The organism is Flammeovirga sp. AWQ4_249, assembly GCF_056161045.1.
Map to the genome: position 1 here is coordinate 16,624 of NZ_JBSWYJ010000038.1, position 18,902 is coordinate 35,525.

Sequence of the window (18,902 nt, forward strand, 5' to 3'; positions counted from 1 at the left end):
CAAGGTCAAGTATTATAATTCTTCGTTATAGTGCCAGACTCTAAATTTTACTTTTTCATGGTCTTTTGCATCAGGATCTACACTAACAAGTTCAGCATGTACTTCCTCCCCTGCATCTAACCTTTTTGCAATTTTCTCACTAATCGTTGTTGGTACATAACCAATCATTTTATCACCAGCAAAAACAGCAGTGGCAAATTGATCATAATCACTTGCCCCGTTTCTCACTAGTTTTATTGGCTGACGCATAATTCCCCATTGTGTTTCCTGTTCAGAAAAATTTCTATAACAAGCGACAAAACCTTCGAATAATAGCGTTTTACTTAGGTGATCTAGTAAATCTTTTTCGGCGTTATGAGTGATAGGTTTAACCATAAATTAACTAATAAAATATTTACTAATATTAGCAAGATACAACTTTTTATTGCAATATTCCTATAAAACTTTCTTTGATTTTATAATTTCTTCAAATTGTTATATATTCGATTTCACATTAAAATACTCATAAAATTAGATCATGAAGCTATCACAAATCCTTAAAATAGCACTGTTTGGCCTTATTGCTGTAGTAGTAGCGTATACTTATTATTCTTCTAATTCCGATTTGAATCAAGGTCTTTATCTTGAAAAAATCAATAAAGAAAGAGAAGAGAAAAATGAAGAGTTTAGAAATACTAAAATTTCACCTTTAAAAGCGGATGAAATTGCTGATTTCAAAGGTTTGAATTACTTTAATCCAGATAAGAAATATATTGTAAACGCTTCATTGGAATGGGCTTCAAGTCCTGAAACTATAAAAATAGCAGCGACACAAGGAGATCCACGTACATATAAAAAAGTAGCATGGGCTAATTTCAAAATTGATGGTGAAGCACAAAAATTGGTATTATTACAAAATCTAATTGATACTCCTATGACAAAAGGATTAACTATGGTTATTTTCAGAGATGCTACATCTGCAAAAACTACTTATGGTGCTGGAAGATATATCGAATTAAGAGGTTTGAAAAAAGGCTCTATGCAAACAGTGATCGATTTCAATAAAGCTTATAATCCTTACTGTGCTTATAATGAATCATATGACTGTCCATTACCTCCTCTAGAAAATCAACTTTCAGTGGAAATTAATGCAGGAGAAAAGAAGTTTCATCCATAAAAGAACGAAAAGAAAGTAAAGCAAATGTAAGATTAGGGATATAAAAAAATATGTAGTATTTTGATGTTTTATTAGAACATTCTATTCGGCACAATGGCTTTACTTACTTTACTTAAAAAAATTGGCTATTCGGACAACAAAAGTGCTTATTTAGAACTACATTTTTGGATTCTGTGCTCAAGTACAATTCCGATTATTAATATATATATTTCTCTTAGTTCAGTAGAGATCGTTTTTTTAAGAACCATGATGGCTCTTGTGATTATCTTTTTTTATCTACTGCTTAGGAAAATATCCTTTAATGTAAAAACGTCCCATGTACTTTTGCTTGTCTTTACAGGCTTTATGACTTCCATATATTGGATTTTATTTGTTGTTGCAGCAAAAACCTCCAATACCTCCGTTACTTTAGTAGGGATGGCTACAACGCCTGTTTGGGTAAGTTTTGTCTATCCCATTTTCTCCAAAAAGAAACCTACATTTAATGAATTAATGACGGGACTATCTGCATTATTTGGCGTCTATATGATTTTCAGTTCAAGTTTTGCGTATAGCGAAGGAATGTATACCGCAATTTTAGCAGCATTTTTCGCCGCTATTGTGACGATTTTAACTTCAAAATTATCTCAGAAGTATCATTATTTAGTCATTACTTTCTATCAAATGTTAGGTGCTTTTATAGCAACTGCAGCAGTATTACCCTATTATTTGACATATATAAAGATGGCACCTTTTTCAATGCCTACAGCAGTTGACATGGGATTAATTGTCATTTTAGCTGTCGTATTCTCTATTATCGCCTATTCATCCATTGTAAGAGTAATGAAAAAAATCACTCCTTTTAGTGTGTCATTAGCCAACAATCTTGCACCAATTTATGGAGGTGTTATTGCTTATTTATTTTTTGGAGAAAGTGAAATTATGGATCTCTATTTCTATGGTGGGGCGTTTATTATTGCTTTTGCAATTTTAGCAATGCCACTTGCAAAATGGATCTTTAAATTAGAGAAGATTGAATCTGATACTACTTCTTCAGCTTAATTATTTCATCTTACTTAATAACTCATGAGAAGTAAGACTCAGTACTAGTAAGACGCTAATTGATAAAGTACCAAAAATCACAGATAACCATCTACTGTAAGACATCCAATTATCTTTTTTAGATTTCGCATCATCATACATTTTTTGTGACAAGCGAATAATATCTTCAGTATTTTTTTGAAGGTTTAATGTCAACCCTTTATCTCCTCTAAAACCAATCGTAAGGTCTACATTTACAATTTTAAGTAAAGTAGAATTATATCGTTTTAAATTATTGACCAACTGATATCTATGGTTTTCTGCCATCGGCATGTTTTTGATATCGCGCTGCATTTGATGGTTTAATTCTCTGATTTTATAGAATTCTGAGGTATCCGCAGATAATAAGTAACTCTTTTCATATAATTTCATTTGCTCAAGAGATACAATATTTACATAAGGATCTTCTGCTAATACCCTAGTTCTCTTTTGTAAATCCCCAATCATTCCAGAATTTTGAGACCCTCGGTATTTTAATTGGGTAATGATTTTTGCAAATGTCTTTCTATGAGATTTTAAATGATTATAGAATAAAACTAGGTCATCTTCATAATCTAATTTCCAAGAAGAATTAGAACTTAGTATGGATTCTACATATAATTCTAATGCTTTATCAATATCATGATATTCCTTCATGATAGGCGTCGCTTCCCTTGATTTATGGAAATCTTCATAATGTGCTTCATAAGAAAGGAATTCTTGTGCTGCTAAAGTCATTCTCATAGCTTCTTGTCGCACTTTCTGAACCTTTTCTAATACAACATCATGATCTTCGATCTGTTTAAAAGAACTAAAGTTCCCTACAGCGATAAGAAAACATGCGACAAAGTATACGTAAAAAGCACGTATTACTTTTCTCCATGTATTTGTTATAGTAGGATTACTCACTTTTTTAATTACAGATTATTAGATTAATTTTGAAGGACATACTGCAATAAATATTCCATTCATAAAAGTAGTCAACATTACAACGGGTTCTTCCTACTTCAAATTACATAATTTCATTGTTAATTCTTAAAAAAATGCATAAAAAAAGGAGACCGAAGCCTCCTTAATATTAAATGTTTTTTATTCTAGTGTTGTACCAAAACAGCATTTCTTTCATCCTCATTTCTACCAATTTTCTTAAAGTTCTCTAAGTATACTTTAGCTTGATCTTGGTATTTTAATGAACCATATACAACACTGTATACTTGACTACCGTTTTGTTCTGTTACTTTTACGTACGTTTTCCACATTTTGTAATGTTCTTGGAAACTTTCAGCATAACCTTGTGCATCACAAAGACTTGCAGTAGAGTAAACTTGAACTCCCCAACCATGAGAAATAATTTGACTACTTAAGTCAACAAAATACGTCTTATCATTTTGTAACTGTCCTTGTCTGCTCGAGCATTGATCTGCGTTTGCTGGCATATTTTTACCAGCAGTAGCTACAGCACCACCACTTCCAGAAGTACTTACTTCCGCTAATTTCTCTTCATATGCTTCGTTAGCTTCAGAAAGTTGATTTACCTCATTTTGAAGTGCTTTATTTTTTTGTTGTAATGAATTGATATCTGCCTTCAATCCTTCTACTTCATACTTCATTTGATCGTTCATTGCTTGCAATGAGTTCGATTGTTTTTCCAAAGCAGTTTTACTCTTTCTTAACTCTGTATTTTCAGTAGTTAATTGAGCATTCATTTGCTTTAATTTCTTTTTACTTTGGGCAAACGAAGTTGTTGAGAATAATAAGGCTAAAATTATTAGTGTACTAGACAGAATTTGATTTTTCATTACTTGGGATCGTTTCAGGAGAATATAAATTGTATCAAAAAATTTCATTTCCATTGTATTACATACTACATATTCTGTTAAAGAGAAGTAACACAACTTCGAATTTTTATATAAAACTAATGAATCACAATGAATATTCAACCAATAGTTTAAAAAATAATTATTGAGAGATAAAAAAAACTCATTTTACAGTAAGAAATATAACTTTTTAAAGTTAATACTACACTATAAAATGAGTTAATTTATTGTCTTACATTGATGAAGAAATAAATATTACTGATTATTCTTCAATTGACTTTTCAATTTATCAAGTTCGGACTCCTCTTGAGGTGCTGCATTACTTGATGCAGAGGAAGCAGAATTGTTCGCTTCTCCTGTGCCAAGACGCATTTTCTCTTTCAATTGCTCTAATGCCAAAGATGAAGTACCAGCACCAGGTCCAATCGCTTTATTGATTTCATCATCAATAGAAACATTAGCATCTGCAATATCTCCATAAGACTCTGCTAAAGCTTCTTGCTCCTCTACTTTATTCTTCATTCTCTCTAACATTGCCACAGTACTTGACGAATCAATACTTGCCAATTGTTTATTGATCTTCGAAGAAGCTTCACTTACTTTAGCTCTTGCTTTTAATGTTTTAGCTTCATTCTCCCATTGAGAAATCTGAGATTTCAAACGTTGAACATTTTGTTCCATTTTAGTGACTTGAGAATCATTCTGAGCCACCATTTTTTCATGTGTTTGAGCAGCAGCAACAGCTTGTTCTTTTTTACTCAAGGCTTCCGTTGCTAATCGATCTGCTTCTGCAGTATCCAACTGTCCTGAATTTGCTTTTTGTAAAAGTAGAACTGCTTTTCTTTCCCAGTCTGCAGCATTTTGTTTATGTTGTTCGTACTCTTTACGGGTACGAATTGATATCGCTTTAACTTGTGCTAAACCTTGTAAACTCTTATCTAGATCTTGCTTTAATTCACGGATACCTTGATCCGTCATTTTAATGGGGTCTTCTAAACTATCTAATGCTGCATTTGTTTCTGCAGACATCCATCCAAATATTCTTTTAAAAAATGACATGTTATTCTTGATTAGTTATGTGCGTAATTTAATAATAGATCGTAGTTTTCACTGATCATTAATTTGAAAGCATTTAATGTGCCTTCTAATTCATTTTCATCTAAATTCTCAAGTTCTAGAGTATCTCTAAATAAAACTCTATTTCCTTCAGCATCAATTACAAATGCTCCGTGAACACATGCTCTATTTTTTTCAAGTAAAGATCTGTAAAAGTCTGGTTTATCAGTAGTAATATCTAGGATATGCATTTCAATGATAAGAATAGGATCTTCACAATCAACAATTACATTGATTAGGCCTTCCTCTTCGTCAGAGATAATGAATAATTCCTCATTAGAATCTTCACTTTTAATATCATAGCCAAGATTTAGTAAATAGCCTTTTACTTTCTCAAAGTTATTCATTGTATGGTTATTTAATTTATTAATAATTGATAATACGAATATAATCAGATTTTGGATACCAAATGACACCAAATTCTACAATATTTAATAAAATTTATATATCTATTCATTTAATTTCATTAAAATATTATTGTTTTAAATAGAATTTATTGGATAAAAAATAAAATTAAAAAAAGGAATAGTATATTTGTTGCAATCGGTTGAATAAAATTCATCAATGATAAAATAAACTACCAAATACTATATGCCAAAAAATAATCATCTAAAAGATTCTCCTCTATTAATAGAGGGTGCTTGGGAAGTGTGTAATCAAGTCGGTGGAATCTATACTGTAATCAAGTCCAAAATATTAAATGTACTTTCTGCCTTTGGAGATGACAACTATTGTTTAGTAGGACCTTACATCAATAGCAATGTTTCTGCGATTTTTGAACCGATCTCAGATGAAGGTAATGACCTTGTTTCAAGAACTGTTCGTTCGTTAAGAAGTAAAGGATATGAAGTATTTTATGGCCGATGGTTAGTATCTGGTCGCCCAAGAGTAGTTTTGTTCAATCCAATGAATGAAGCTTGGAAACTAGCGGACATTAAAAAATCAAATTGGGAAAGTCACAATATCCCTTCTTTTGATGGTGATGATTTGTTTGATAAAACAATCATGTTATCTAGTCAAATCACTGATTTTTTCCAGGAATTAGACACTTTAAACAAGAAAAGTCAGAAAGTTATTGCTCATATGCATGAATGGATGGCAGGTTTACCTATTCCTGAAATCAGAAGAAGAAACTTAGATATTAAGTGTGTATTTACAACTCACGCTACTTTATTAGGTAGATATCTTGCGATGAATGATCCTGGTTTCTACAATAACCTGGAAAGAGGAACTTACGATTGGGAAAAAGAAGCCACACACTTTAATATTCTTCCACAAGTTGCCATCGAAAGAGCTGCAGCACATGGCTCTCATACATTTACAACAGTAAGTAGACTTACTGCTGTAGAATGTAAATACTTATTAGGTAGAGAAATCGATGCAATTGTTCCCAATGGGATTAACATCAACCGTTTTGAAGCTCTTCATGAGTCTCAAAACTTACATCAAGTATATAAAGAGAAAATCCACGAGTTTGTCATGGGACACTTCTTCCAATCTTACTCGTTTGATTTAGACAATACATTGTATTTCTTCACATCAGGTAGATACGAATACAAAAACAAAGGTTTTGATTTAACATTGGAAGCTTTAGCTCGATTAAATCACAAACTTCGTGTCAATAATATCAATAAAACAGTTGTTACCTTCTTTATCACCAAAAAAGAATATGAATCTATCAATCCAATTGAATTAGAATCAAGAGCTGTTTTAGGTGAAATCAGAAAAATCTGTGACGCAATGGAGAAAAGTGTAGGTGAAAGACTTTTCTACATGGCTTCTAAAGGTGATACTTATTCTGCTCCAACAATTGAGGACCTTATTCCTGAAAGTTTGAGACTTCAATTGAGAAGAACTGTACAATCTTGGAAAACAGATCGTTTACCATTTATCACTACACATAATTTACAGGAAGACAGAAAAGACGATATCTTAAACTTTGCGCGTGAATCTGGTTTATTAAACTTTGAAGGAGATAAAGTTAAGTTAGTATATCATCCTGACTTTGTCAATTCAATGAATCCGTTATTCGGTATTGACTATGATGATTTTGTAAGAGGATGTCACTTGGGTGTATTCCCTTCTTATTATGAGCCTTGGGGATATACACCAATGGAATGTGTAGCAAGAGGTATTCCTGCTGTAACTTCTGATTTAGCTGGTTTTGGTGATTTCGTGATCAATGATCTGAAAAGAACTCGTGTAGATGGTATTGAAGTAATTCACAGAAAAAATAGTGATTACTCTCATTCTGCGGAGGAATTAGCCAACTATATGTACGATTTTGTGACTACGGAAAGAAGAGACCGTATACTACAAAGAAGTGCTGCAGAACAAAGTTCTATCCACTTTGATTGGGATGCTTTATATGATTACTATATGAAAGCTTATCAAATTACGATGGAAAGATAGTTCTAACAAAAAAGCCGATCATCAGATGATCGGCTTTTTTTATTTTTAATCTTTTAGAACACTTCTTGAAATGACAATCTTCTGTATTTCAGATGTACCTTCATATATCTGCGTAATTTTTGCATCTCTCATCAAACGTTCTACGTGATATTCCTTAACATAACCGTAGCCTCCGTGAATCTGTACAGCTTCTACTGTAACATCCATCGCAACTTCTGATGCATATAGTTTTGCCATTGCTGCCGCTTGACTAAAGTCTTCACCTTGATCTTTTAAACAAGCTGCCTTGTAAACTAAATTTCTTGCTGCTTCAATTTTAGTCGCCATATCTGCCAACTTAAAGGCAATCGCTTGATGTTCACAAATTGGCTTTCCAAAAGTTTTTCTTTCCTTAGAATATTTTAATGCAAGTTCATAAGCACCTGCGGCAATACCTAGTGCTTGAGAAGCGATACCGATTCTTCCTCCATTAAGTGTGCTCATGGCAAATTTGAATCCGAAACCATCCTCTCCTATTCTATTTTCCTTGGGAACTTTAACATCCGTAAAGCTCAACATATGCGTATCTGAACCTCGAATACCTAGTTTATCTTCTTTTTTACCGACTACAAAACCGTCCATTCCTTTTTCAACAATAAGGCAGTTAATGCCTTTATGTTTTTTCTCACGATCAGTTTGTGCTATTACAAGATAAATTGAAGCAGAATTACCATTCGTAATCCAGTTCTTTGTTCCATTTAATAGATAATGATCTCCTTTATCTAAGGCTTCAGTTACTTGAGATGTTGCATCACTTCCTGCTTCAGGTTCTGAAAGACAGAAAGCCCCAATTGCTTCACCCGAACTTAATCTTGATAAATACTTTTGTTTTTGTTCTTCTGTTCCGTATTTCTCTAAACCCCAACATACCAAAGAGTTATTTACGGACATTGAAACAGATGCAGACGCATCAATTTTGGAAATTTCTTCCATTGCCAACACATAAGATAATGTGTCCATACCGCCACCTCCATACTGAGGATCTACCATCATAGACATAAAGCCTAGTTCTCCCATTTGACGGACTTGTTCTTTCGGGAATCGTTGTTCAGTATCTCTTTCGATTACTCCTTCCAACAATTCTGACTGTGCAAAATCACGGGCAGCTTCTTTCACTGCCAATTGTTCTTCTGTTAGTTTGAAATCCATGTGTGTAAATTGGTAATTACTGGTTATGTGTTTATTGTGAATGTTTCTTCAAAAATACAAACTTTCTTTAAAAGAAAAAGTTTTCCTGAATATGTTTTTAAATAAAAAAGCCCCCCAAATTGGGAGGCTTTCAATATATAATAAAGTTGATCTATTATCTAAGTTGTTGACCAATAGTAAAGTGGAATTGGCTACCACTAACATCTCTTTGTCCTGGAGGTACATCAAAACCATATGCCCAGTCAATACCTAACATACCGAATGCAGGCATGAAGATACGAGCACCAAAACCAGCAGATTTATACATATCGAATGGGTTAAACTCATCAAATGAAGCCCAGTTGTTACCACCTTCAGCAAAACCTAATACATAAATTGTTGCCGCTGGATTTAATGAAACTGGATATCTAAGTTCCATTACATATTTGTTATAAACTACACCACCTAGTCCTTCAGTTTCGTAAGGTACAATTGAGTTATTTTCATAACCTCTTAAACCAATTGTTTCCGTACCAAGAAGAGCATACTGTTGTGTCAAACCATCACCACCCATGATGAAACGTTCGAATGGTCCTAATCCTTTATCATCATTATAAGCATTAAGGAAACCTAAGTGGGCTCTTGCTGCTAATACTAAATCTCCAAAGATATTTACGTACCATGCATTATCAAACATCCATTTGTTGTATTCTACCCACTTATATCTTTCTTCATCTGTAATGTCATCTGATGAGAAATCTTTATCTTTTTGGAATAAAGAATAAGGAGGAGTTAAACTAATACTTAATGAAATTTGAGAACCTCTACGTGGATAAGTAGGTTGGTCAATACTGTTTCTTGAGATGGTTGTATTAAATACTAAGTTATATGATTTACCATTATTATAATCACCAAAACCAGTAGCATACCAGTTTTCTAGGTCATAAACCATAAATGATAAAGAGTTCGACATTGTAAACCAGTCATCAGGCCACTTAAGTCGACGACCTAAAGCCACAGTTGCCGAGTTGATACCTAAACTACCTACTTTCACATCACCACTGTATGAGTTTTGGTTTGAGTAGTTATAACTTACTGTTAGAGAGTTTGGCTTTCTACCACCTAACCAAGGTTCAGTAAATGAAACTGAGTACGTTTGATATTGGATACCTGAAGCCTGTACTCTCAATTGGAATCTTTGTCCATCACCAGATGGTAAAGGTCTCCATTTTGAGAAATCGGTAACGTTTCTTAGTGAGAAGTTGTTGAAGACTAGACCTACAGTACCAACGAAACCATAGTAACCACCCCAACCACCAGAAAGTTCAATCTGGTCATTTGCTTTTTCTGTTAATCCGTATTGAATATCCACAGTACCATTCGCCATATTTGGTTTTGGCTGAATATCAATTGTTTCCGGATCAAAATAACCTAATGTTGAAAGTTCACGTTGTGTTCTGATTAAGTCCGCTCTACTAAATTTCTGTCCTGGTAAAGTTCTAACTTCACGATACACTACGTGATCTGAAGTCTTCGTATTACCATTTACAATAATTTTTGAAATATAGGCTTGCTCACCTTCAAAAACTCTCATTTCAATATCAACAGAGTCACCTGTTACTAATACTTCTACTGGAGTTACGTTAAAGAAAAGGTAACCATCATCCATATATAAAGCTGATATATCTGCACCACTTGGGTTGAAAGATAAACGCTTATTTAATTCAGTTGTATTGTATACATCACCAGGTGCAATACCTAAAACACGACCTAATTGTTCATCTGTGTATTTGTAATTACCAGTCCATTTGATACTTCTATAGTAGTAACGTTGACCTTCATACATATCTAATTCAATGTTGACCAATTTGTTACTCACATCATATACAGAATCTCTAAGAATCTCAGCATCACGGAAACCTTCTTCATTGTAGTATTCTACTAATGCCTTTTTATCGTTTTTGTATTCTTCTGCGATAAATTTAGAAGGTGTAAAAATTCTACCGAAGCGTTTTTCTTTCGTCTTCTTCAGTTTTCTCTTTACTTTCTTTTCTTTTAGTGATTCAACACCTGTCAACTTAATTTCCTCAATTTTAACTTTAGAATTCTTGTTGACATCGATTCTTAATATCACACTGTTAGCTAGAACTGGATCTTTTTCACGAACAATTTTAACCTCCGTATTTTTAAAACCTTTTTCAGCATAATGTGCTTTAATTAGGTTCTGTGTATTACGAATCATTGATTCCGTCACAATACGACCTCTCACCAATTGTACTTTATCAGTTAAAGTTTTGGCTTGCCCTTTTTTCACACCTTCAAAATAGAACTTTGAAAGTTTTGGTCGTTCAGTAAGTGCAATTTGCAAGTACACATCACTTCCTTGGATCTCGGTAACGTTTATTTGAACATCACCTACAATACCTAATTTCCATAGCTTTTTTACGGCTTTAGAAATTGCATCTCCTGGAATTTTAATTTTTTCTCCAACCTTAAAACCTGCAATGTTAATCAATGCATTTTTATCATTAAAATCTGCACCGACTACATCGATTCCTGCAATAGTATACTCTACAGGAGTTCCATAGTCTACTTTATACTTACCACTTTGTGACCCATAGTTTGTTCCAAACTGAGCATAAGTAGTAGTTATTGCGAATGTCCAAATTGAGATGAACGATAACAGTGTATATACTGTCTTCTTAGTTGATATCATGCGTTTTGCTTGATCTCTTTTTAAATATTGTCCTTGTTACTTTATGAAAGTTGTTCACTTGTCTTACCATATCTTCTCTCACGATTTTGGTAAGAGTTAATGGCTTCGTGTAAGTTATTCTTCCTAAAGTCAGGCCAAAGTACATTAGTAAAAAATAATTCAGTATAAGCAATTTCCCATAATAAGAAATTACTGATTCTATGTTCGCCACTAGTGCGGATAAGAAGTTCTGGATCTGGAATGTCTGCTGTAGATAGAAATTGCTTTACCGTATCTTCGTCCACTGCATCAATCTCACCTTCTTTAAAGGCATGACACATTTTCTTAGTTGCTTGAGTCAAATCCCATCTACCGCTATAGCTAAGTGCCAACACTAATGTTAGACCCGTATTCTCTTTCGTTAGTTGTATTGACTCTTCTAATTCTTTTTGACAATCTTCTGGTAATTGCTCGATATTACCGATTGCTTTTAGTTTTACATTGTTTTTCATCAATGTTTTTGTTTCAGAACGTATCGTAGAAACAAGCAATTTCATAAGACCAATTACTTCTGCTTTTGGTCTCCCCCAATTTTCCGTTGAAAAAGCATAAAGGGTTAAAAAGTCTACGCCTAATTCAGCACACCCTTCTGTTGCTTCACGAACAGCTTTGATAGCATTATTATGACCAAAAATTCGTTTTGCTCCTTTTCCTTTTGCCCACCGGCCATTGCCATCCATAATGATTGCAATATGTTTAGGTAAATTTGCTTTATCTATAGTATAATCCATTCTAAAAAAACGTCTAAAACAAAACTGAGCTTTGCAATATGAATCAATATTACATTACTGAAGGGCGAAAATAAAGATAAATAGACCGGATAACAACAAAAAACAGTTTTGAAATTAAAACTTATAGTACTTATTTAATAGAAAAATGTAATTTTACACTACTTAACAACTTTAAAAATTACAATTATTCATCACTGTTTCCACAGTATCAATAAGATACTATTTTTTCATTTATCTAAGGCTATATGAACGAATTTTCTAACAAAATTAATTTATTGAATAAAAAAATTGGAAATTTTGTTTCTCACTTCACAATTCTCCTCATAATCATCGTTTGCTTCGATGTATTGATGCGTTATTTTTTTAATTATACCTCTGCTTCAATTTCTGAATTTGAATGGCATTTATTTGCTTGTATTTTCCTTCTGAATGCAGGAAATACACTCAGAAAAGACAAACATGTACGGGTAGATGCGATATACTCTAAGCTTCCTTCAAAAATTAAAGCTTACATCAATTGTTTTGGTTTCTTCTTCTTTTTAGTCCCTTTTTGTTTTATCGTTATTGATGCTAGCATTCCTTATATCATTAATTCCTATAAAATCATGGAGCACTCTACGGATCCGAGTGGATTGCCTTATCGATTTATTATTAAAGCAATCATTCCAATCAGTATGTTGTTATTATTGCTACAGGGATTAGGAAATACTATAGCAAGCTTTACTTCAAAAGAAAATTAAACTAACGACATGTTACTTCTACTTTTATTTGTTTGTTTATTTGGTGCATTACTCTTAGGATATCCTGTTGCTTTTACATTGGCAGGTGTATCATTAATTTTTGGGTACTACACTTTTGGAATGGATTTATTCTATCTCCTACCGCTTCGAATATTTGGAACAATGAGTAATCAGATTTTAATATCTGTCCCTTTGTTTGTATATATGGGTGTTATGCTAGAAAAATCAGGTATTGCCAGTCGCTTATTAAATACAATGGCAATTTTACTTGGTAAAGTTAAAGGTGGATTAGCCATATCAGTCGCTATTGTTGGAGCAATGTTAGCTGCTTCTACAGGAATTGTGGGTGCTACTGTAGTGACAATGGGTTTAATGAGCTTACCTAGTATGCTAAAAAGAGGATATTCTGAAGAATATTCTACTGGAATTATTGCTGCTAGTGGTACTTTAGGGCAAATCATCCCTCCTAGTATTGTCTTAATTTTGATGGGTAGTGTAATGAATATTTCTATTGGTGATTTATTCGTTGCTGCTGTAATTCCTGGATTACTATTAGTCATCTTCTACATTATATATGTATATGTATACGCAAGCATGAACCCTGATAAAGTACCTCAAATTTCAAAAGAAGAAATTGAAGAGTTCAAAGACACATTGAGTGCTGGTATATTAATTAAGACTTTTGTTTTACCTTTTGTTTTAATCATTGCTGTTCTTGGTTCTATCTTTTTGGGTATTGCTTCACCTACGGAAGCTGCTGGGGTTGGTGCATTAGCCGCTACTTTATTGACTGCGTTTGAAAAAAAATTAACCTGGAAAGCAATTAAAGAATCTGCAATAGAAAGTGGTTCTTTGACGAGTATGGTATTTTTAATATTGGTTGGAGCTACTGCTTTCGGTTTAGTATTTAGAGGATTAGGAGGAGATGAAATATTAGTAGACATCATTCAACATGCTAACTTACCTCCATATGCCTTTTTAGCTTTAGTATTGATTGGTATTTTCTTAGCAGGATTCTTCATTGACTTTATTGAAATCATTTTTATTTTCATGCCAGTGGTTACACCTATTTTTGTTCATTATGGGTTAGATTTGCTTTGGGTGGCCATTTTAGTTTCTCTAAATTTACAAACCTCTTTTCTAACACCACCTTTCGGATTTTCACTCTTCTATTTAAAAGGTGTCGCTCCCAAATCAGTAAGAACAAGTCAAATCTACAAAGGAATTGTTCCTTATATAGTGATTCAATTATTACTCATTGGATTAGTAATTACATTCCCAGATGTAGTTACATTTCTTCCGTCAATTCTTGAGTAGTATATTGAGGCTGACCGATGATCCAACCTCTGAAGCATAAAAGCATCATTCCAAGTAGATATAAAAAATCTTCTGACGGTATCGTGTGTAGTCTAACATTAGTAATTGCATCACTGTTATACCAAACAATAGGTTCATCTGTGATTGCACCCGTTAGAATTCCATTAAATATTAGAAAGGGTAATAAAGTCAATAGGTAAGACCACCAAAATGCTTCATTTAAAAACCTAAAAACAATAATTAAGGATAAACAAACTACGTAAAAATTTACATTAGAATATAATCCTCCATAATATGCTTGAGACATTGCGACACCTACAAAGAAATAGGCAGGCATAAATGTTTTGGCTTTTGTTTTTGGGAAATAAGCAATGACACATTCATATACAAAAAGAAAGCAATAAGGAATAATGAAAAAGAACATCCACTCCTCTATTGGTAAGTATAATATATTTATCCCATATAAATAATCAGCATTAAAGCCCCATTTCATCATATAGGTGAAAGCGACATCCCATGGTAAATACACTATTCCCATAAAGCAAATTGCAGGAATGAGTCTCAGCCACTTTTTATAAAAGGCTACTTTTTTATCAAAACTCAGAAAAAATGGACCTAAAAAGGCCAGTATATTTATGATCAAATAGATATCAGATAGCTCGGGCATTCTTTTTCTTTTGTTTTACTTTTTTTGCTTCAATCCAAAATTTAATAGGAACGATCAACATACCAAAACATTCACCGTCTTCTTTTGTCATTTTCTTATGATGCACCTTATGTGCTTTACGAATTGCTCTAAAATATCTGTTGTTTGTATTGTCAAACCATTTAAATCTACGATGAATCAATACGTCATGTGTTAAGAAATAACATAATCCATAAACGGCTATACCAACTCCAACCCAGACAAAGAAATAATGATTATACATCATTCCTAACATAATACCTAACCATGATGGAACTGCAAAAATCAAAAAGAAGAAATCATTTTTCTCAAAAAATGATTCATGAGGTTCGTGGTGATCTCTATGTAAAGTCCATAGAAAGCCATGCATTACATACTTGTGCGTTGCCCAAGCTGTAAATTCCATAAAAAGAAATGTCGTAAAAACGATTAGTATATTGATTATCATAATTAAAGAAGTATTGAAGCTAAATTTTGAAAGAAAAAGTAACTAAAGAATAATAGGTATATATATAAGGATATTTTATTCTCTGATTTTATAAATCGTAAGCGGAAATAAATAAAAATACTCATAAAAAGCCACCAGCTAATGTAATTTTTAAAAGGAGGCATTCCATCATCCCATTTCCAGAAGCCTAAAGGTTCACAAACACGTTCAATTAAAACATCAAGAAAAACAACAAAAGCTGCTGAAATAATGGATTTCACAATTTTATTTGATCGAATTCTTTTACTGAACATCACTCCTGCTACAGCCAAAATCATCCAGTTCACTGGGATTAATACTGGTACACCATCAAGCTTGATTCCTAAATTATCTAGGTAAACATACCATCCAAAAAGGAATCCTTTATGTACGCCAACCCACTCAACCAAGAAACTTCCAATACAGACAAAAGCATACCATATAGCAAGTCTATTGTTTTTGGTTTCTTCAAAATAACCTAAGGTTAAGAAAGTTGAAAACAGTAAAAATGGAGTAAATGGTAATATATATTGATTGAGAGGCAGGAAGGCCGCAATGCTGCCAACAGTATAAAAGATAAATAATATCACTTTTACCCATTGGATAGTAGTCCAAGTTTTGATATCGTTATTTATTGTAATTGCTTTCATACTGATGGCACTAAAGACTCAACTATTTTTGCACTATTTAAACATAGAGGAATTCCTCCTCCTGGATGTACACTACCACCTACAAAAAATAGGTTTTTATATTGTTTCGATTGATTTCGTTGTCTGTAAAATGCACTGGTTAATTTGTTACTGTTTAAACCATATAATGCACCTTTCCAACTTAATGTATCTTGTTCGATTAATTTAGGTGTCCAGTATGATGAATTAACAATATGCTTTTCTAAATCACAGTCTAATTGTCTTGAGATAATTTCAATTAATTTCTTTTCAATTTTCAAGACCACCTCTTCTGAAAATAATTCTGGAGAAGGAGGAACATTAATCATCACAAACCAATTTTCACTTCCCTTTGGAGCATCATCTTGATTTACTTTACTGCTTATATGCACATAAATTGTCGGATCTTCAGGAATTTTAAATTCTTTAAAAAGTTGTTCAAATTCTTTTTTATAGTCTTCAGAAAAGATGATATTATGAAGATGCAATTGTTCAAACTGACGGTTAATTCCCCAATAAAACACCATTGCAGAAGAAGATAAATCTTCTTTTTGAGGCACTTTTATTTTTTTATCAAGAATATTAGGCAGAAAGAAGTTGACATCTACATTTGATACCACAATATCAGCGTCAAACTTTTCATCTTCAGTAGATACACTGACTACCTTTTTATTCTTTACTTCTATACTTTTGACTTTTTTATCACTGAGATAAGTCACACCATTTTCTTCACCAAGCTTGATTAATGAAGTGGCAATAGAACGCATTCCATTTTTTGGGAAATACACTCCATCTTGATGTTCTAGAGCACTTATCACTCTCATTATTGAAGGTGTTTGGTATGGATTTGAACCATTATAAGTGGCATATCTATCAAAAAGTTGGACTAATTGAGGATGTTTAAAATGCTTCTTATTGAACTGATGTAAAGATTCAAAAGCACCTATTCTAGATAAAACAGGTAAAGCATCCCACACCTGTTTGGAAATTAAATCTGAGATTTTTGATAGACCATTTTCGATAAAAATTGGTGATGTTTTATTGTAATCATCAATAATTTCTCCCAATACTTTTTCCACTTTAACACCCCAAAGCTTTTCTACTTCTACTGAAAACTTTTGAGGATTAGAATAAGCAGTGAAAGGTGTTTTATCTGAAAAGAAATATTGAGTTGCAATAGGTGATTCTATATATTGAAAATAATCTTCCGTCTGCTTTCCATAAAGCGTGAACAACTCCTCGACTAAATGTGGTAAAGTAAAAAGAGAAGGCCCTTTATCAAAACGGAATCCTTCTACTTCAAAATGTCTTAATTTACCTCCTATTGTATCCGAAGCTTCAAGTAATGTCACTTCATATCCAAGCTTATTTAATCTAAGTGATGAAGCAATCCCTGCAATTCCACCTCCAATGATCACCGCCTTTTTCATATTCTTTTATGCTAAAATTTTCTTTTCTGTCTCAAGAAATAATTTCACTTTTTCAAGACACAAACCAAACCAAGCTGTAAAATGAGAGGGTTCTCTCTTAATCCACTTTTCTAAATCTTCTATTTCAATCCATTGAGTATTTTCTACTTCTTCTGGATTTGGTTGAAATGCTCCATTATAATGACCAATAAAAATATGATCATACTCGTGCTCAATTAGTTGATTTGAAAATGAAGCTTTGTATGTAATCGAGTCCACCCAAGAGATTTCAGTTGAAAAACCCATTTCTTCTTGCAGTCTCTTTTGTGCACTCTCTAAGGTATCTTCATTGGGTTGTGGATGACTACAACATGTATTAGTCCACAAACCACCCGAATGATATTTTTTTAGTGCTCTTTGTTGAAGGAGAAGTTTTCCTTCCTCATTAAAGATGAAGATAGAAAAGGCTCTATGAAGTTTTCCTTCAACATGAGCTTGTAGCTTATCCATTACACCTAATGGCTGATCGAATTTATCGACAAGGATTACTTGATTACGATTCATCTTAAAGGTAATTTACTTGGTGACGAATATAAGACTGACAAAGAATCATGTATTTCTTTGGGTCTGGTATTCTTAATCGCTCTTCTAAGATTTTTTCTGCAGGAGCATTGATTACTTTTTTAAATAATCTTGTGTAATAGATATATGCTAGATAAACACCAAATCTTGCTTTTTTGGGCAATTGTTTAATGCCCTCAAAACCTTGATCGAAATCTTTTTGAATGTCTGCTTCGATTTCTTTTTTCACATCATCATTAAAAACAGTAATATCGATATCTGGGAAGTACACACGACCCAAATCTCTAACATCTGCTTTCAAATCACGAAGGAAGTTTATTTTTTGGAAAGCTGAACCTAATGCCATAGCTAAAGGCTTTAATCGCTTATATTCTTCATCATTTCCTTCTAAGAAAACACGTAAACACATTAAACCTACAACTTCAGCAGAGCCCAAAATGTAGTTTTTGTATTCTTCTTCCGTATATTTTGTTTTCTTTAAATCCATTCTCATACTATTGATGAATAAACGGATTAATTCTCTTTCAATACCAAATTCATGTACTACTTCCTGAAAAGAATGTAGAATAGGATTGGTGCTTATTTTTTCGTCGATTGCTTGGTAACAATCTTGCTCAAACTCATTTAATAGTTTCTCTTTATCAAATCCATGGAAAGAGTCTACAATTTCATCTGCTACTCTTACAAATCCATAGATAGCATAAATAGCTGGGCGCAGAGAGGGTGCTAAGAATCTAATTCCAATCGCAAAAGATGTTGTGTACTTAAGAGTTAAGCTTTTGGAAATGCTATAGGAAAGATTGTCATAAATCTGTTTCATTT

At 32.9% G+C, this 18,902-nt stretch carries 19 protein-coding genes; 5 read left to right on the plus strand and 14 right to left on the minus strand.

What is annotated here, in order from left to right:
- Positions 1-12 precede the first annotated feature (12 nt).
- Positions 13-375 carry an HIRAN domain-containing protein gene (locus ACXAHM_RS20570; RefSeq protein ID WP_474964112.1) on the minus strand — a complete coding sequence of 121 codons (363 nt, stop codon included), beginning with the start codon at positions 373-375 and terminating at the stop codon, positions 13-15.
- A 142-nt stretch (positions 376-517) separates the two neighbouring features.
- On the opposite strand from ACXAHM_RS20570, the gene ACXAHM_RS20575 reads away from it, so the two are divergent.
- Both ACXAHM_RS20575 and ACXAHM_RS20580 read left to right on the plus strand, forming a co-directional pair.
- Positions 518-1,156: a DUF1684 domain-containing protein gene (locus ACXAHM_RS20575; protein WP_474964115.1), complete on the plus strand. Its 639-nt coding sequence runs from the start codon at positions 518-520 to the stop codon at positions 1,154-1,156.
- A gap of 93 nt (positions 1,157-1,249) precedes the next feature.
- Positions 1,250-2,197 carry a DMT family transporter gene (locus ACXAHM_RS20580; RefSeq protein ID WP_474964117.1) on the plus strand — a complete coding sequence of 316 codons (948 nt, stop codon included), beginning with the start codon at positions 1,250-1,252 and terminating at the stop codon, positions 2,195-2,197.
- Here ACXAHM_RS20580 and ACXAHM_RS20585 read toward each other — a convergent pair whose 3' ends face one another.
- The 4 genes from ACXAHM_RS20585 to ACXAHM_RS20600 form a co-directional block, all read right to left on the minus strand.
- Positions 2,198-3,124 carry a hypothetical protein gene (locus tag ACXAHM_RS20585; RefSeq protein WP_474964119.1) on the minus strand — a complete coding sequence of 309 codons (927 nt, stop codon included), beginning with the start codon at positions 3,122-3,124 and terminating at the stop codon, positions 2,198-2,200.
- Positions 3,125-3,309: 185 nt separating this feature from the next.
- Entirely contained in the window at positions 3,310-4,014 is a 705-nt protein-coding gene (locus tag ACXAHM_RS20590; RefSeq protein WP_474964120.1) for a hypothetical protein, read from the minus strand.
- Positions 4,015-4,287: 273 nt separating this feature from the next.
- Complete coding sequence (locus ACXAHM_RS20595; RefSeq protein WP_474964123.1) at positions 4,288-5,091, minus strand: PspA/IM30 family protein; 804 nt, start codon at positions 5,089-5,091, stop codon at positions 4,288-4,290.
- Positions 5,092-5,102: 11 nt separating this feature from the next.
- A complete protein-coding gene (locus tag ACXAHM_RS20600; protein ID WP_474964125.1) occupies positions 5,103-5,495 on the minus strand; it encodes a CesT family type III secretion system chaperone in 393 nt (130 codons plus the stop codon).
- 244 nt (positions 5,496-5,739) lie between these two features.
- On the opposite strand from ACXAHM_RS20600, the gene ACXAHM_RS20605 reads away from it, so the two are divergent.
- Positions 5,740-7,560 (plus strand): glycosyltransferase, encoded by a 1,821-nt coding sequence (locus tag ACXAHM_RS20605; protein WP_474964127.1) that lies wholly within the window; start codon positions 5,740-5,742, stop codon positions 7,558-7,560.
- Positions 7,561-7,605: 45 nt separating this feature from the next.
- On the opposite strand, the gene ACXAHM_RS20610 is transcribed toward ACXAHM_RS20605, so the two are convergent.
- The 3 genes from ACXAHM_RS20610 to ACXAHM_RS20620 form a co-directional block, all read right to left on the minus strand.
- Positions 7,606-8,748 carry an acyl-CoA dehydrogenase gene (locus ACXAHM_RS20610; protein WP_474964130.1) on the minus strand — a complete coding sequence of 381 codons (1,143 nt, stop codon included), beginning with the start codon at positions 8,746-8,748 and terminating at the stop codon, positions 7,606-7,608.
- Between the two features lie 154 nt (positions 8,749-8,902).
- Entirely contained in the window at positions 8,903-11,443 is a 2,541-nt protein-coding gene (bamA, locus tag ACXAHM_RS20615) for an outer membrane protein assembly factor BamA (RefSeq protein WP_474964133.1), read from the minus strand.
- Positions 11,444-11,484: 41 nt separating this feature from the next.
- Positions 11,485-12,213: an isoprenyl transferase gene (locus ACXAHM_RS20620; RefSeq protein ID WP_474964135.1), complete on the minus strand. Its 729-nt coding sequence runs from the start codon at positions 12,211-12,213 to the stop codon at positions 11,485-11,487.
- 245 nt (positions 12,214-12,458) lie between these two features.
- Between ACXAHM_RS20620 and ACXAHM_RS20625 the strand changes: the two genes are divergently transcribed.
- Together ACXAHM_RS20625 and ACXAHM_RS20630 are read left to right on the plus strand one after the other, a co-directional pair.
- Positions 12,459-12,953, plus strand: coding sequence for a TRAP transporter small permease subunit (locus tag ACXAHM_RS20625; protein WP_474964137.1), 495 nt, complete (start codon positions 12,459-12,461; stop codon positions 12,951-12,953).
- Positions 12,954-12,962: 9 nt separating this feature from the next.
- Positions 12,963-14,270 carry a TRAP transporter large permease gene (locus ACXAHM_RS20630; RefSeq protein ID WP_474964139.1) on the plus strand — a complete coding sequence of 436 codons (1,308 nt, stop codon included), beginning with the start codon at positions 12,963-12,965 and terminating at the stop codon, positions 14,268-14,270.
- Here ACXAHM_RS20630 and ACXAHM_RS20635 read toward each other — a convergent pair.
- The 6 genes from ACXAHM_RS20635 to ACXAHM_RS20660 are packed head-to-tail and all read right to left on the minus strand — an operon-like array spanning position 14,242 to position 18,900.
- Positions 14,242-14,937, minus strand: coding sequence for a lycopene cyclase domain-containing protein (locus ACXAHM_RS20635; protein WP_474964141.1), 696 nt, complete (start codon positions 14,935-14,937; stop codon positions 14,242-14,244). The genes ACXAHM_RS20630 and ACXAHM_RS20635 overlap by 29 nt on opposite strands.
- Positions 14,921-15,403, minus strand: coding sequence for a sterol desaturase family protein (locus tag ACXAHM_RS20640; RefSeq protein ID WP_474964144.1), 483 nt, complete (start codon positions 15,401-15,403; stop codon positions 14,921-14,923). Before ACXAHM_RS20640 ends, ACXAHM_RS20635 begins: the two co-directional genes overlap by 17 nt.
- Before the next feature lie 2 nt (positions 15,404-15,405).
- On the minus strand, positions 15,406-16,071 hold the full coding sequence (locus tag ACXAHM_RS20645) for a carotenoid biosynthesis protein (RefSeq protein WP_474964146.1): 666 nt from the start codon (positions 16,069-16,071) through the stop codon (positions 15,406-15,408).
- Entirely contained in the window at positions 16,068-17,519 is a 1,452-nt protein-coding gene (gene crtD / locus ACXAHM_RS20650; protein ID WP_474964148.1) for a 1-hydroxycarotenoid 3,4-desaturase CrtD, read from the minus strand. The genes ACXAHM_RS20645 and crtD overlap by 4 nt, the downstream gene beginning before the upstream one ends.
- Positions 17,520-17,525: 6 nt before the next feature.
- Positions 17,526-18,062, minus strand: coding sequence for an isopentenyl-diphosphate Delta-isomerase (gene idi / locus ACXAHM_RS20655; RefSeq protein WP_474964150.1), 537 nt, complete (start codon positions 18,060-18,062; stop codon positions 17,526-17,528).
- A 1-nt stretch (position 18,063) separates the two neighbouring features.
- Positions 18,064-18,900, minus strand: coding sequence for a phytoene/squalene synthase family protein (locus tag ACXAHM_RS20660; protein WP_474964153.1), 837 nt, complete (start codon positions 18,898-18,900; stop codon positions 18,064-18,066).
- Positions 18,901-18,902 lie beyond the last annotated feature (2 nt).

What these genes read in the sequence shown, in the direction of transcription:
- ACXAHM_RS20570 (WP_474964112.1), bottom strand. Translation starts at nt 375, where the DNA reads ATGGTTAAACCTATCACTCATAACGCCGAAAAAGATTTACTAGATCAC.
- crtD (WP_474964148.1), bottom strand. Translation starts at nt 17,519, where the DNA reads ATGAAAAAGGCGGTGATCATTGGAGGTGGAATTGCAGGGATTGCTTCA.
- ACXAHM_RS20580 (WP_474964117.1), top strand. Translation starts at nt 1,250, where the DNA reads ATGGCTTTACTTACTTTACTTAAAAAAATTGGCTATTCGGACAACAAA.
- ACXAHM_RS20575 (WP_474964115.1), top strand. Translation starts at nt 518, where the DNA reads ATGAAGCTATCACAAATCCTTAAAATAGCACTGTTTGGCCTTATTGCT.
- ACXAHM_RS20630 (WP_474964139.1), top strand. Translation starts at nt 12,963, where the DNA reads ATGTTACTTCTACTTTTATTTGTTTGTTTATTTGGTGCATTACTCTTA.
- bamA (WP_474964133.1), bottom strand. Translation starts at nt 11,443, where the DNA reads ATGATATCAACTAAGAAGACAGTATATACACTGTTATCGTTCATCTCA.
- ACXAHM_RS20645 (WP_474964146.1), bottom strand. Translation starts at nt 16,071, where the DNA reads ATGAAAGCAATTACAATAAATAACGATATCAAAACTTGGACTACTATC.
- ACXAHM_RS20620 (WP_474964135.1), bottom strand. Translation starts at nt 12,213, where the DNA reads ATGGATTATACTATAGATAAAGCAAATTTACCTAAACATATTGCAATC.
- idi (WP_474964150.1), bottom strand. Translation starts at nt 18,062, where the DNA reads ATGAATCGTAATCAAGTAATCCTTGTCGATAAATTCGATCAGCCATTA.
- ACXAHM_RS20600 (WP_474964125.1), bottom strand. Translation starts at nt 5,495, where the DNA reads ATGAATAACTTTGAGAAAGTAAAAGGCTATTTACTAAATCTTGGCTAT.
- ACXAHM_RS20595 (WP_474964123.1), bottom strand. Translation starts at nt 5,091, where the DNA reads ATGTCATTTTTTAAAAGAATATTTGGATGGATGTCTGCAGAAACAAAT.
- ACXAHM_RS20660 (WP_474964153.1), bottom strand. Translation starts at nt 18,900, where the DNA reads ATGAAACAGATTTATGACAATCTTTCCTATAGCATTTCCAAAAGCTTA.
- ACXAHM_RS20625 (WP_474964137.1), top strand. Translation starts at nt 12,459, where the DNA reads ATGAACGAATTTTCTAACAAAATTAATTTATTGAATAAAAAAATTGGA.
- ACXAHM_RS20605 (WP_474964127.1), top strand. Translation starts at nt 5,740, where the DNA reads ATGCCAAAAAATAATCATCTAAAAGATTCTCCTCTATTAATAGAGGGT.
- ACXAHM_RS20635 (WP_474964141.1), bottom strand. Translation starts at nt 14,937, where the DNA reads ATGCCCGAGCTATCTGATATCTATTTGATCATAAATATACTGGCCTTT.
- ACXAHM_RS20610 (WP_474964130.1), bottom strand. Translation starts at nt 8,748, where the DNA reads ATGGATTTCAAACTAACAGAAGAACAATTGGCAGTGAAAGAAGCTGCC.
- ACXAHM_RS20640 (WP_474964144.1), bottom strand. Translation starts at nt 15,403, where the DNA reads ATGATAATCAATATACTAATCGTTTTTACGACATTTCTTTTTATGGAA.
- ACXAHM_RS20590 (WP_474964120.1), bottom strand. Translation starts at nt 4,014, where the DNA reads ATGAAAAATCAAATTCTGTCTAGTACACTAATAATTTTAGCCTTATTA.